This window comes from Micromonospora sp. WMMD714, assembly GCF_029581315.1.
Taxonomy (GTDB): Bacteria; Actinomycetota; Actinomycetes; order Mycobacteriales; family Micromonosporaceae; genus Micromonospora; species Micromonospora rifamycinica.
The window spans coordinates 3,408,488-3,420,690 of record NZ_CP120744.1 but is presented as its reverse complement, the minus strand read 5'-3'; the positions used below and the strand labels follow the sequence as shown (position 1 = coordinate 3,420,690).

Sequence of the window (12,203 nt, the reverse complement as noted above, 5' to 3'; positions counted from 1 at the left end):
CCGGAGACGGTCCGGCCGGTCGACGCCGCGGCGACACCGTAGGACGAGGGCACCTGAACGGGTGCCGGATCGTCCGCGCCCGAAACCGGGTCCGCTCCCGGACCCCTCACCAGAAGGACGAACCATGCGCAGCAGAATCCTCACCCTCGCCGTCGCCACCGCGGCGGCCGGCGCCCTGGTCATGCCATGGGCGGCTCCGGCACCGGCGAGCACCCCGGCCGCCGTCGTCACCCCGGCCGGGTCGGCCCCCGTCACCCCGGCCCGGTCGGCCCCGGCGGCCCGGATCGTGACCCACTTCGACCTGGCCAAGGGGCAACTGCCGGAGAACATCGCGCTGGGCCCCGACGGCACGGCCTACCTCACGTTCGCGGCGGCCCGGCAGGTCGTCGCCGTCGACCGGACCGGGCGCACCCGGGTGCTGGCCACCCTGCCGGCCCCGGCCGACGGCGGCGTCGCCACCCCGGTGCTCGGCTTCGCCCTGACCAGCGGCATCGTCCGCACCGGCGACGGCGCGCTCTACTTCCTGTACGCCAGCGGCGACGCCGCCAGCACCGGCCTCTACCGGATGCCGCCCGGCCAGCAGCCCCGACGGATCGCCGCGCTGCCGGCCGCCGGGCTACCGAACGGCCTGGCCCTCGACCCGACGAGCCGGACGTTCTACGTCACCGACTCGGTGCTCGGCACCATCTCGACCGTTCCGCTGGCCGGCGGCACCGCCCGGGTCTGGTCGTCGGCGTCCGCGCTCGCCGCCACGGGGTTCCTCGGCGTCAACGGCGTCAAGGTGCGCGACGGCGCGGTCTGGGTGACCAACCTGGACCAGGGCACCCTGCTGCGGATCCCGCTGCGGCAGGGCCGGGCCGGCAGTGTCGAGACCAGGGCGACCGGGCTGGTCGGCCTGGACGACTTCGCCTTCGCCCCCGACGGCCGGGTGGTCGCCACCCTCAACGGCCCGAACACGGTGGTGGTCGTCGACGGCGACGGGCGGACCCGGACCCTGCTGACCGGTGCCGACGGTCTCCAGAACCCGACCTCGGTGGCCGTCCGCGGGCACACCCTCCTGGTGGCCAGCGCCGCCTACACCACCGCGACCGACCCCAACCTGATCGCGGTGCCCCTGCACCACCGCTGAGCGCACCGCAGGTGCGCGGGCCGGCCGCCGTCGTGACGACGGCGGCCGGCCCGCAACGCTGTCGGTACGACGACCCGCTCAGACCTCCACGACGGTCGGGACGATCATCGGGCGGCGGCGGTACGCGTCGTTGACCCAGCGCCCCACGGTGCGCCGGACGATCTGCTGGAGCTGGTGCGGATCGGTGACGCCGTCCGCGGCGGCCCGGTTCAGCGCCTCGGTGACCAGCGGGATCACCGGGTTGAACGCGGCCGGGTCCTCGGAGAAGCCCTTCGCCGACAGGGTCGGGCCGGCGACCACCTTGCCGGTGACCGAGTCGACCACCACGGTGGTGGCGATGAACCCGCCGTCGCCGAGGATCCGCCGCTCGGTGAGCAGCGACTCGCTGACGTCGCCCACGGCCAGGCCGTCGACGTAGACGTACCGGCTCTTCACGTGCCCGACCACGCTGGCCCGGCCCTCGACCAGGTCGACCACGTCGCCGTCCTCGCAGATGACCACCCGGTCCGGGGCGACGCCGGACTCGATGCCGAGCCGGGCGTGCGCCCGCAGGTGCCGCCACTCGCCGTGCACCGGCATCAGGTTGCTCGGCCGGACGACGTTGAGCAGGTAGAGCAGCTCGCCGGCCGGGGCGTGCCCGGAGACGTGCACCTTGGCCACGTCCTTGTGCACCACCACCGCGCCGGCCCGGGCCAGCCGGTTGATCACCCGGTAGACCGAGGTCTCGTTGCCGGGGACCAGCGAGGAGGCCAACACCACCGTGTCACCGGGGGCGATGGTGATGTGCCGGTGGTCGCCACTGGCCATCCGGCCCAGCGCGCTCATCGGCTCGCCCTGCGAACCGGTGGACATCAGCACGATCTGGTCGGGCGGCAGCGTGGTGGCCTCCTCGATCCCGATCACCAGACCGGCCGGGATGTTGAGCAGGCCGAGGTCGCGGGCGATGCCCATGTTGCGGACCATCGACCGGCCGATCAGCGCCACCTTGCGGCCGTGCTCCAGCGCCGAGTCGAAGACCTGCTGCACCCGGTGCACGTGCGAGGCGAACGAAGCGACGATGATCCGCCCCCGCGCCTTCGCGAAGATCGAGTCGAGCACCGGCCCGATCTCCCGCTCCGGCGTGACGAAACCGGGGATCTCGGCGTTGGTCGAGTCCGACAGCAGCAGGTCGACGCCCTCCGCGCCGAGCCGGGCGAAGCCGGCCAGGTCGGTGATCCGGCCGTCCAGCGGCAGCTGGTCCATCTTGAAGTCGCCGGTGTGCAGCACCAGGCCGGCCGGGGTCCGCACGGCCACCGCGAGCGCGTCCGGGATGGAGTGGTTGACCGCGAAGAACTCGCACTCGAACGGACCGAGCCGCTCCCGGCCCCCCTCCCGCACGGTCAGCGTGTAGGGCTGGATCCGCCGCTCGGCCAGCTTCGCCTCGACCAGGGCCAGGGTGAACTGGGAGCCGACCAGGGGGATGTCCGGCTTGTGGGCGAGCAGGTACGGCACCGCGCCGATGTGGTCCTCGTGGCCGTGGGTCAGCACGATCGCCTGCACGTCGGCCAGCCGGTCCAGGATCGGCCCGAAGTCGGGCAGGATCAGGTCCACGCCGGGCTGCTCGACGTCGGGGAAGAGCACCCCGCAGTCGACGATCAGCAGCTTGCCGTCGTACTCGAAGACGGTCATGTTCCGACCGATGGCACCGAGTCCGCCGAGCGGGATGATCCGCAGGCCGCCCTCGGGCAGTGGCGGGGGCAGTTCACCCTCGAATTGCGCCTCGGTCACGCGTCCACCTCATTCTGCGACGCCGTAACCCGGCGTCCGTCGTGTCGTTCGGTCATTCGGGCAGGTCCAGGCCTGCCGCCGCGCAGTCCGCGCGCAGCAGGGCCAGTTCGTCGTCGGTGGCGTCCACCAGGGGCGGACGCACCGGCCCGGCGGGCAGGCCCATCGCGTTCAGGCCCGCCTTCACCAGGATGGTCCCCGGGCTGCGGAAGATCCCGGTGAACAGGGGCAGCAGCCGCCGGTGCAGGGTCAGCGCGGCGCCGGTGTCCCCCGCCTCGTACGCCTCGATCATCCGCTTGGCGAGCGCGCCGGTGAAGTGGGTCGAGGTGCCGACCAGGCCGACCCCGCCGACCGCCAGGGTGGGCAGGGTGAGCGCGTCGTCGCCGCTGTAGAAGGCGAGGTCGGTGCGGCTGGTCACCCAGCTGGTGGCGGTCAGGTCGCCCTTGGCGTCCTTGACCGCGACGATCCGCTCGTGCGCGGCGAGCCGCACCAGCGTCTCGGTCTCGATCGGCACCCCGGCCCGGTGCGGGATGTCGTACACCATCACCGGCAGGCCGGTGCCGTCGGCGACCGCGGTGAAGTGCCGCACCAGGCCGCGCTGCGGGGGCTTGCTGTAGTACGGCGTCACCACCAGCAGGCCGTGCGCCCCGGCCTTCTCCGCCGTGGCGGCCAGCTCGATGGTGTGCCGGGTGTCGTTGGTGCCCACCCCGGCCACCACCTGCGCCCGGTCGCCGACCGCCTCCACCACCGCCCGGACCAGGGACTCCTTCTCGGCGTCAGTGGTGGTCGGCGACTCACCGGTGGTGCCGTTGACCACCAGCGCGTCGTTGCCCTGCTCGTCGACGAGGTACGTCGCCAGCCGTGCCACGCCGTCGAGGTCGAGGGAGCCGTCGGCGGTGAACGGCGTCACCAACGCGGTGAGCAGACGCCCGAAGGGGCGGGAGGTGGCCCGGTCGGGGGCGGCAGGGTGGTCGTGCGTCATGCTCACAACCTAGCGGACGAGCACCGGACGTCCGGTGGGGAAGGGCTCAGGACAGCTGTGCGTGCGGGCTCGTCGCCACCTCGGTGCCGTCGGGCAGGGTGGCGACGACGAAGTCGGCGAACACGTTCGGGGCGACCCGCTGGAGCTGCCGCAGACACTCCACGGCCAGCTCACGGATCTCCACGTCGGCGTGCTCGGTGGCCCGCATCCCGATGAAGTGCCGCCAGGCCCGGTAGTTGCCGGTGACCACGATCCGGGTCTCGGTGGCGTTGGGCAGCACCGCCCGCGCCGCCTGCCGGGCCTGCTTGCGGCGCAGCGTCGGGTTGGGCTCGTCGGCGAACCGCTGCTCCAGCCCCTCCAGCAGCTCGGTGTACGCCCGGACGCTCGCCTCGGCGGCCTCGACGAACCGCTTGTGCAGCTCCGGGTCGTCGGCGATCACCGCCGGCTCGACCATCGCCGCGTCCCGCTCCGGCACGTAGCGCTGGGAGAGCTGGGAGTAGGAGAAGTGCCGGTGCCGGATCAGCTCGTGGGTGAACGAGCGGGACACCCCGGTGAAGTAGAACGTCACGCTGCCGTGCTCCAGCACCGACAGGTGCCCGACCTCCAGGATGTGCGCCAGGTAGCCGGCGTTGGTGGCGGTCGCCGGGTTCGGCTTCTTCCAGCTCTGGTAGCAGGCCCGGCCGGCGAACTCGGCGAGCGCCTGGCCGCCCTCGGCGTCGGTCGACCACGGCACGTCGTCGGGGGCCTGGAACTGGGTCCACGCGATCAGCTGCACCTGGGGCTGCACCATCTCCGGCATTCCTGCGACTGTAGTGGCCCGACGGGCTGCGGGGAAACTCGGGCCACCGCGCTGACCAGCGAGATCATGGACAGTTCCGCCCCGGGGCGGCGACGGGTGGCCAACGTCTCCCCCGGCGGCGGCGGGTCAGACGTAGAGGGCGGTGAACGGTGCCCAGGGCAGGTTGCGAAGCACCGAGAAGGCCATCCAGACGGCGAGGAAACCGCCGATCACCGGGGAGCTGAGCCGCAGCTCCGGCAGTCGCCAGCCGAACGCCTGCCGGCCGGCCCAGGCGACGAAGAGGTAGGCCAGGAACGGCACCGCGAAGACGAAGAGGAAGTGGTGCCGGGCGGCGGCCGGCAGGTCGGCGTGCAGCAGGTACCACAGCGCGCGGGTGCCCCCGCAGCCCGGACAGTCCAGCCCGGTGGTGAGCTTGAGCAGGCAGCTCGGCGGGGCGTCCGGGTCGCTGGTGGTCGGGCCGCTGATCAGTGCGTACGCCATCCCGGCACCGACGCAGCCGAGCGCGGCCAGCGGCACCGCCCACCGCGGCGAACGGTCGTAGAGGCGGACCACGAGCCGGGTCAGGCGGTCCGGCTCGGGCTGCTGCCACGCCACGGGCGGCCCGGCCGACCAGGAGTCGGGCGGCATCGGGTCGGTGCCCGGCCCGGCCGACCAGGAGCCGGGCGGCATCGGATCGGTGTCCTGCCCCGACCGGCTCGGCCCGGTCGGCCCGTCAACGCTCGTCACGGCCTCACGGTACACCGGTGAGGCGATGCAGCGCGGCGGCGAGCGGGGCCGCCAGGTCGCCCGCCGCCGGTGGGGCGACCGCGTCCAGACCGAGCCAGCCGGCGAGCCGGCGCAGCTCGGCGGCGAGCGCGACGGCCGTCTCCCCCGGGTCGACGCCGGGCTCCTGCCAGGCCGCCGGCACCAGCAGCACCCCGGCCTTCCGGTCGGCCTTGAGGTCGACCCGGGCGGTGAACCGCTCGCCCTGCAGGAACGGCAGCACGTAGTAGCCGTGCACCCGCTGCGCGGCCGGCACGTAGATCTCGATCCGGTAGCCGAAGCCGAACAGCCGCTCGGTGCGGGCCCGCTCCCAGACCAGCGGGTCGAACGGGCTGACCAGGGTGTTGACCCGTACCCAGCGGGGCAGCCGGGCGTCGACGTGCCGCCAGGCGGGCTGCCGCCACCCGGGCACCGTCACCGGCACCAGCTCACCGGCCTCGACCAGCTCGGCGACGGCCTGCCGGGCGCCGGCCAGCGGGAGCCGGAAGTAGTCCCGCAGCTCCGGCTCGGCGGCCACCCCGAGCGACCGGGCCGCCACCGCGACCAGGGTGCGGTACGCCTCGGCGTCGGTCGGCGTGGGCGCGTCGAGGACGGCCGCCGGCAGCACCCGCGCGGGCAGGTCGTACCGGCGGGCGAAGGAGGGGGTACGGGTGGCGGCGGTGACCTCCCCGGCCCAGAACAGGAACTCCAGCGCCCGCTTCACCGCCGACCAGTTCCACCCCCAGTTGCCGGTCTCCCGGGGCGCGTCGTGCTCGATCTCGGCGGCGGTCAGCGGCCCCCGGGCGGCCACCTCGTCGCGGACCCAGGCGACCAGTTCGGGCTGCTCCTGGGCGATCCGCCGCATCCCGCCCCAGGCGTCGTCGCGGGCCTTGGCCATCCGCCAGCGCAACGCGGCGTGCAGCCCCACCGGCACCAGGGACGCCTCGTGCCCCCAGTACTCGAACAGCTCCCGGGGCGGACGGTAGGCGGCGGTGTCGAGCAGGCTCGTCGGGTAGGGGCCGAGCCGGCTGTAGAGCGGCAGGTAGTGCGCGCGTTGCAGCACGTTGACCGAATCCATCTGGATCAACCCGACCCGGTCGAGCACCCGGCGCAGGTGCCGGCGGGTGGGCGCCCCGGTGGGCGGCGGGTCGGCGAAACCCTGGGCGGCGAGCGCCATCCGCCGGGCCTGGGCGAGCGAGAGCGATTCCGGTGCGGCCATCGCCGACGACCCTAGACCAGCGGTACGACACCGGACCGGGTACTGGACCGAACCCCCGCCGGGGCATAGAACGGACACATGCTCACCATCCGCCGCGAGGAGCCGGACGACGCCGAGGCGATCGCCCGGGTGCACATCCACGGCTGGCAGGCCGGGTACGCCGGCTTCATGCCGGCCGAGGTGCTGGCCCGGCTCAACCCGGTGGCCTGGGCACAGCGCCGACGGGACCTGGGCACCGCCGACCCGGAGCACCCGTTCACCACCCTGCTCGCCGAGATCGACGGGGTGCCGGCCGGGTTCACCACCTTCGGCCCGTACCGCAGGAACCAGGACCGGGGCGACCTCGACCCGGCGTACGGCGAACTGCTGGCGATCTACGTGGAGCCGGCGCACTGGGGCGACGGCACCGCGCGGACCCTGCTCGCCGCCGCCCGGGACGGGCTGGCGGCACGCGGCTGGCGGGAGTACCGGGTCTGGGTGCTGGCCGACAACGCCCGCGCCCGCCGGTTCTACGAGCGGGCCGGCCTGTCAGCCGACGGCCGACGGTCCCGCTACCCGGTGCCGCTGGCCGGCGGCGGACCCCCGGTCCACCTCGACGAGCTGCGCTACACCGGCCGGCTCCCCGGCTGACCCGAGCGGACGCGGCGGCCCGTCGCCCCGGCCACCGACCGGGGCGGCCCAGGCCCGGACCGGCAGCAGCACCAGCAGGGCGAGGCTGATCCAGACGTAGGTGTTGCTGCCCAGGAAGCCGCCGACCCCGGTGAAGTCCTTCTCCCAGGCCCAGACGATCCGGCTGCACAGCAGCGCGTAGCCGACCACCGCCAGGGCGAGCAGCAGCCACCGCCGCAGGCCGCCGGCGGGGGCGGCGACGGCGTTGTCGACCAGCAGGATCAGCGCCGGGATCAGCCAGACCAGGTGGTGCACCCAGGTGACCGGGCTGACCAGGCACATCACCGCGCCGGTCAGCGCCAGCCCGGTGGCCTCGTCGCCGACCGCCACGGCGGCCCGGCAGCGCCAGGCCCAGACGACCAGGGTGAGCAGCACCAGGACCAGCCAGGCCAGGGTGCTCGGATGCTCCGGGTTCAGCCGGGCCACCACCCCGCGCAGCGACTGGTTGGACACGAAGGCCAGCTCGCCCACCCGGTCGGTGTTCCACAGCGCCGACGTCCAGAACTCCCGGGCGGCGTCGGGGAAGAGACCGGCGGCGAGCAGGGTGGCCGCCGCCGCCGCGGCGACCGCGGTGCCGGCGGCCCGGAACCGCCGGGTGACCAGCAGATAGACGATGAAGACGCCCGGGGTCAGCTTGATCGCGGTGGCCAGCCCGATACCGACCCCGGCCCACCGGTTGCCGGCCGGCAGCAGTCGCAGCAGGTCCACCGCCACCAGGAAGAGCAGCAGCATGTTGACCTGGCCGAAGTTGACCGTCTCGCGCATCGGCTCGAACGCGGCGGCCAGGCAGAGCGCCACCGCCAGGGTGAACCAGCGGGTCCAGCCGGCCCGCCGGGCGACCGGGTCGAGCAGCCACCAGACCAGCACCGCGCTGACCACCACCGTGGCCGCCACGCTGACCGAGATCGCCACCGGCCACGGCAGGTAGGCCATCGGGAGCATCACCAGGGCCGCGAAGGGCGGGTAGGTGAAGCCGTACTGGGTGCCGGGCTTGAGGTAGTCGTAGATCTCGCCGTGGTCGTGGACCCAGAAGTGCAGCGCCCCGTAGTAGACCTTGAGGTCGAAGAAACCGTGCCGGACGGCCGCCACGGAGAGGAAGGCGGTCACCGCGACGGCGAGCGCCACCACCGCGACGACCTGCCCGGTCGTCCGCCTGGCACCCTGCGCCACCGTCGTCTCCCTCGCTGTGGCCTAGGCTTTCGTGCCATGGCTCTGGGGTTCGTCCGCCCGGCGCGTCCGGAGGACGCCGCCGAGATCGCCCGTGTGCAGCTCGCGACCTGGCGGGTCGCGTACCGTCGACTGCTGCCCCGGCACGTGCTCGACAACCTGGACGAGGCGTGGCTCGCCCGGCGGTGGAGCGCGGCGGTGCAGGAGCCGCCCTCGGCCACGCACCGGGTGCTCGTCGCCGTGGAACAGGCCGAGCAATCCTATCTGGTGGGTTTCGCGGCTTCCGGGCCGGCGGACGCCGAGGCGCTCGCCCCGGGCGAGCCGCCGGCCGCGCTGGGGGCCGGCGTGGCGGCGGTGACCGACCTGCTGGTCGAACCGCGCTGGGGTCGGCGCGGGCACGGCAGCCGGCTGCTCGCCGCCGCCGTGGACGGCTGGCGGGCCGACGGGTTCACCCACGCGGTGGCCTGGGCGTTCGACGGGGACGAGGCGACCCGCAAGTTCCTCACCAGCACCGGCTGGGAGCCGGACGGCGCGGCCCGCGCGCTGGACGTCGACGACATGCTCGTCCCCCAGGTACGGCTGCACGTGGCGGTCCCCGCCGAGCCGGCCGACGCGCCCTGACCCGGCCGGTTCTGTCGGCCCGCCCTGGTAGACCGGAGGCGACAGGGTGCCACCGCCGGTGAGGAGACGACCATGTTCCGGGACACGAAGGCGTTCAGCGGGTTCTCGGCCGACGACACCGACCGGGCGCGGGAGTTCTACGCCGACACCCTCGGCCTGCGGGTGTCGCAGCTCGGCGGCCCCGGCGGACTGCTGAAGCTGCACCTGGCCGGGGACCGGGACGTGGTGGTCTACCCGAAGGCCGACCACGTGCCGGCGACGTTCACCGTGCTCAACTTCCCGGTGCCCGACGTCGACCGGGCGGTCGACGAGCTGACCGCCCGGGGGGTGCGGTTCGCCCGGTACCCGGGGTTCCCGCAGGACGACCGGGGGATCATGCGCGACAACGGGCCGACGATCGCCTGGTTCACCGACCCGGCCGGCAACATCCTGTCGGTGATCGAGCAGGAGTGACGCCGTGCAGGGGTCAGCGGCGGAGCTCGGCGACCAGTTCGTCGTCCTCCACCACACCGGTGGGCGCGAAGCCCAGCGAGGTGTAGAGCCGGGCCGCGGCCGTGTCGGCCACCGCGCGCCAGTTGTCGTCGCCCGCCGGGCGCAGGGTGACCCGCCGCCCCAGCCGATCGGTATGTCCGGAATCCAGCACCGGGGCAGCGTAGGGTCCGGGCCGGCGCACCGCCAACGAATTCGCCCCCCGGCGCCGACCCGCGACCGGCTCGGCTCGGCACAGCGGGGCGGGGCCAGCGCGTTACGGCGCGGTGCGGCGGCCTAGTCGAGCAGGGCGTCCAGGCCGATGGTCAGGCCCGGTCGTTGCCGGACCGACCGCACCGCCAGCAGCACCCCCGGCATGAACGACACCCGGTCGTACGAGTCGTGCCGGATGGTCAACGTCTCGCCCAGGGTGCCGAACAGCACCTCCTGGTGGGCGAGCAGGCCGGTCGCGCGGACCGCGTGCACGCGTACCCCGTCGACGTCGGCTCCCCGCGCGCCGGGCACCTCGTCCCTGGTGGCGTCGGGGGTCGGGCCGAGACCGGCGTCGGCACGGGCCTGGGCGACCAGCCGGGCCGTGTGGGTGGCGGTGCCGCTCGGCGCGTCGAGCTTGCGCGGGTGGTGCTGCTCGATGATCTCCACGGACTCGAAGTGCCGGGCCGCGCGGGCCGCGAACTGCATCATCAGCACCGCGCCGATGCCGAAGTTGGGGGCGATCACCACCCCGACGTCGGGCCGGTCGGCCAGCCAGCCGCGCACCTGGTCGAGCCGCTGCCCGGTGAAGCCGGTGGTGCCGACCACCGCGTGCACGCCGTGCTCGACGCACCAGCGCAGATTGTCCATCACGGCGTCCGGGGTGGTGAAGTCGACGACCACCTCGGCGGCGGAGAGGGCGGACAGGTCGTCGCCCTGGTCGACCGCCACCACCAGGTCCAGGTCGCCGGCCCCGTCGACGGCCCGGCACACCTCGGCGCCCATCCGGCCCCGGGCCCCGAGCACACCGACCCGGATCGACCCGTCCCGGCCCTTCGTCTGCTCCTCAGTCACGGGGCACAACCTATCCCAATCGGGACGCGGCCCACCGCCGGACCACCACCGTCCCACGCCCGCCACGCGGCACGCCCCGCCGGCCGGGCCACCGCCCGCGCCCGCGCCGGGTCACCGCACCGCCGCCCGCGGGGCGGCAGCGGCTCAGCCGACGAAGTCGCGCTCCCCGAACGGCCCGACCACCGCCAGCGACATCGGCCGGCTCAGCAGCTCGGCGGCCAGGGTGTTCACGTCGGCCACGGTCACCGCGTCGACCCGGGCCAGCAGCTCGTCCACCGGCGTCAGGTCGCCGTAGAGCAGCTCGCCCTTGGCCAGCCGGCTCATCCGGGAGCCGGTGTCCTCTAGGCCCAGCACGAACGAGCCCTTGCTCATCCCCTTGCCCCGGGCCACCTCCGCCTCGGTGAGCCCGTCGGCGGCCACCCGGGCCAGCTCGGCGCGGGTGAGCTGGAGCACCTCGTCGACCTTGCCCGGCGCGCAGCCGGCGTAGACGGCGAACAGGCCGCTGTCGGCGTACTGGCTGGCATAGGAGTAGACCGAGTAGGCCAGGCCACGGCGTTCGCGGATCTCCTGGAACAGCCGGCTGGACATCCCGCCGCCGAGGACGTTGTTGAGCACCCCGAGGGCGAACCGCCGGTCGTCGACCCGGTCGATGCCGGGGCAGCCGAGGATGACGTGCGCCTGCTCGGTCTCCTTCGGCTCGACCAGGACGGTGGCCGGCTTCGTGCGTACCGCCGGGGTGGTCGGCCGGGGCGTGCCCGGCTCGGCCGGGGCGGTGTCCAGCGGAGTGCCGTGCAGCGCCCGGCGGACCAGCCGGACCACGGCGGCGTGGTCGAGGTTGCCGGCGGCGGCGACGACGATCTGCGGCGCGGTGTAGCGGCGACGGTAGAAGCCCTGGATCTGCCGGCGGGTCATCGGGGTGACCGTCTCCTCGGTGCCGGAGATCAACCGGCCGAGGGGGTGGCCACCGTAGACGGCGCGGGCGAACAGGTCGTGCACCTCGTCGCCGGGCTCGTCGTCGTGCATGGCGATCTCTTCGAGGATGACCCCGCGCTCGGTCTCCACGTCGGCCGGCTCCAGCAGCGAGTCGGCGACCGCGTCGCACATCACGTCGATCGCCAGCGGCAGGTCCTCGTCCAGCACGCGGGCGTAGTAGCAGGTGTATTCCTTGGTGGTGAAGGCGTTGGTCTCACCGCCCACCGCCTCGATCTCCGAGGAGATCTCCAACGCGGTGCGCCTGTGGGTGCCCTTGAAGAGCAGGTGCTCCAGGAAGTGCGCGGCCCCCGCCTGCGGGCCGGTCTCGTCGCGCGAACCGACGGCTACCCAGATACCGAACGAGACACTGCGCATCGTCGGGATCGCCTCGGTGAGCACCCGCAGGCCGCTCGGCAGGACGGTCCGCCGCACGGTGCCGCCCAACGGGTCGTCACTGATCGTGCGGGTGACCGCCCGGGACGCCGTGCCGGCGCGACCGGCCGGCCCGGCGGTGGCGTGCCGGACGACACCGGGCGGGGTCACCGGCCGTCGAGCCGGGGGGAACGGCGAACGGCTCACGCAGACCTGCTCTCCGTGCGACGAGGGG

The 12,203-nt window shown here is 74.1% G+C and carries 13 protein-coding genes; 4 read left to right on the top strand and 9 right to left on the bottom strand.

The genetic code is table 11. From position 1 onward, the window contains the following. Positions 1-124: 124 nt before the first annotated feature. Positions 125-1,129: an SMP-30/gluconolactonase/LRE family protein gene (locus O7625_RS15235; protein ID WP_282346648.1), complete on the top strand. Its 1,005-nt coding sequence runs from the start codon at positions 125-127 to the stop codon at positions 1,127-1,129. Between the two features lie 78 nt (positions 1,130-1,207). Here the strand turns inward: O7625_RS15235 and O7625_RS15230 are convergent, their stop codons facing one another. The 5 genes from O7625_RS15230 to O7625_RS15210 form a co-directional block, all read right to left on the bottom strand. Beyond that, positions 1,208-2,896 carry a ribonuclease J gene (locus O7625_RS15230; protein ID WP_067302660.1) on the bottom strand — a complete coding sequence of 563 codons (1,689 nt, stop codon included), beginning with the start codon at positions 2,894-2,896 and terminating at the stop codon, positions 1,208-1,210. Between the two features lie 52 nt (positions 2,897-2,948). Continuing rightward, entirely contained in the window at positions 2,949-3,875 is a 927-nt protein-coding gene (gene dapA, locus O7625_RS15225) for a 4-hydroxy-tetrahydrodipicolinate synthase (protein WP_282346647.1), read from the bottom strand. Between the two features lie 46 nt (positions 3,876-3,921). Continuing rightward, positions 3,922-4,665 carry an FAD-dependent thymidylate synthase gene (thyX, locus tag O7625_RS15220; protein WP_067302752.1) on the bottom strand — a complete coding sequence of 248 codons (744 nt, stop codon included), beginning with the start codon at positions 4,663-4,665 and terminating at the stop codon, positions 3,922-3,924. Positions 4,666-4,800: 135 nt separating this feature from the next. Beyond that, the gene (locus tag O7625_RS15215) at positions 4,801-5,343 is read right to left on the bottom strand and encodes a DUF2752 domain-containing protein (protein WP_282346958.1); all 543 of its coding nucleotides are present in this window, start codon (positions 5,341-5,343) and stop codon (positions 4,801-4,803) included. Positions 5,344-5,404: 61 nt separating this feature from the next. Then, on the bottom strand, positions 5,405-6,634 hold the full coding sequence (locus O7625_RS15210) for a crosslink repair DNA glycosylase YcaQ family protein (protein ID WP_282346646.1): 1,230 nt from the start codon (positions 6,632-6,634) through the stop codon (positions 5,405-5,407). 78 nt (positions 6,635-6,712) lie between these two features. Between O7625_RS15210 and O7625_RS15205 the strand changes: the two genes are divergently transcribed. Next, positions 6,713-7,264 carry a GNAT family N-acetyltransferase gene (locus O7625_RS15205; protein ID WP_282346645.1) on the top strand — a complete coding sequence of 184 codons (552 nt, stop codon included), beginning with the start codon at positions 6,713-6,715 and terminating at the stop codon, positions 7,262-7,264. Here the strand turns inward: O7625_RS15205 and O7625_RS15200 are convergent. Then, entirely contained in the window at positions 7,163-8,473 is a 1,311-nt protein-coding gene (locus O7625_RS15200) for a glycosyltransferase 87 family protein (RefSeq protein ID WP_282346644.1), read from the bottom strand. The genes O7625_RS15205 and O7625_RS15200 overlap by 102 nt on opposite strands. A 36-nt stretch (positions 8,474-8,509) precedes the next feature. Between O7625_RS15200 and O7625_RS15195 the strand changes: the two genes are divergently transcribed. Together O7625_RS15195 and O7625_RS15190 are read left to right on the top strand one after the other, a co-directional pair. Then, positions 8,510-9,091: a GNAT family N-acetyltransferase gene (locus O7625_RS15195; protein WP_282346643.1), complete on the top strand. Its 582-nt coding sequence runs from the start codon at positions 8,510-8,512 to the stop codon at positions 9,089-9,091. A 72-nt stretch (positions 9,092-9,163) separates the two neighbouring features. Continuing rightward, positions 9,164-9,544: a VOC family protein gene (locus O7625_RS15190; RefSeq protein ID WP_282346641.1), complete on the top strand. Its 381-nt coding sequence runs from the start codon at positions 9,164-9,166 to the stop codon at positions 9,542-9,544. Positions 9,545-9,557: 13 nt separating this feature from the next. Here O7625_RS15190 and O7625_RS15185 read toward each other — a convergent pair whose 3' ends face one another. The 3 genes from O7625_RS15185 to O7625_RS15175 form a co-directional block, all read right to left on the bottom strand. After that, the gene (locus tag O7625_RS15185) at positions 9,558-9,734 is read right to left on the bottom strand and encodes a hypothetical protein (RefSeq protein ID WP_282346640.1); all 177 of its coding nucleotides are present in this window, start codon (positions 9,732-9,734) and stop codon (positions 9,558-9,560) included. Between the two features lie 122 nt (positions 9,735-9,856). After that, positions 9,857-10,624, bottom strand: a complete 768-nt coding sequence (gene dapB, locus O7625_RS15180) for a 4-hydroxy-tetrahydrodipicolinate reductase (protein WP_282346639.1) — start codon at positions 10,622-10,624, stop codon at positions 9,857-9,859. A gap of 144 nt (positions 10,625-10,768) precedes the next feature. Next, on the bottom strand, positions 10,769-12,055 hold the full coding sequence (locus O7625_RS15175) for a pitrilysin family protein (protein ID WP_282346956.1): 1,287 nt from the start codon (positions 12,053-12,055) through the stop codon (positions 10,769-10,771). Positions 12,056-12,203 lie beyond the last annotated feature (148 nt).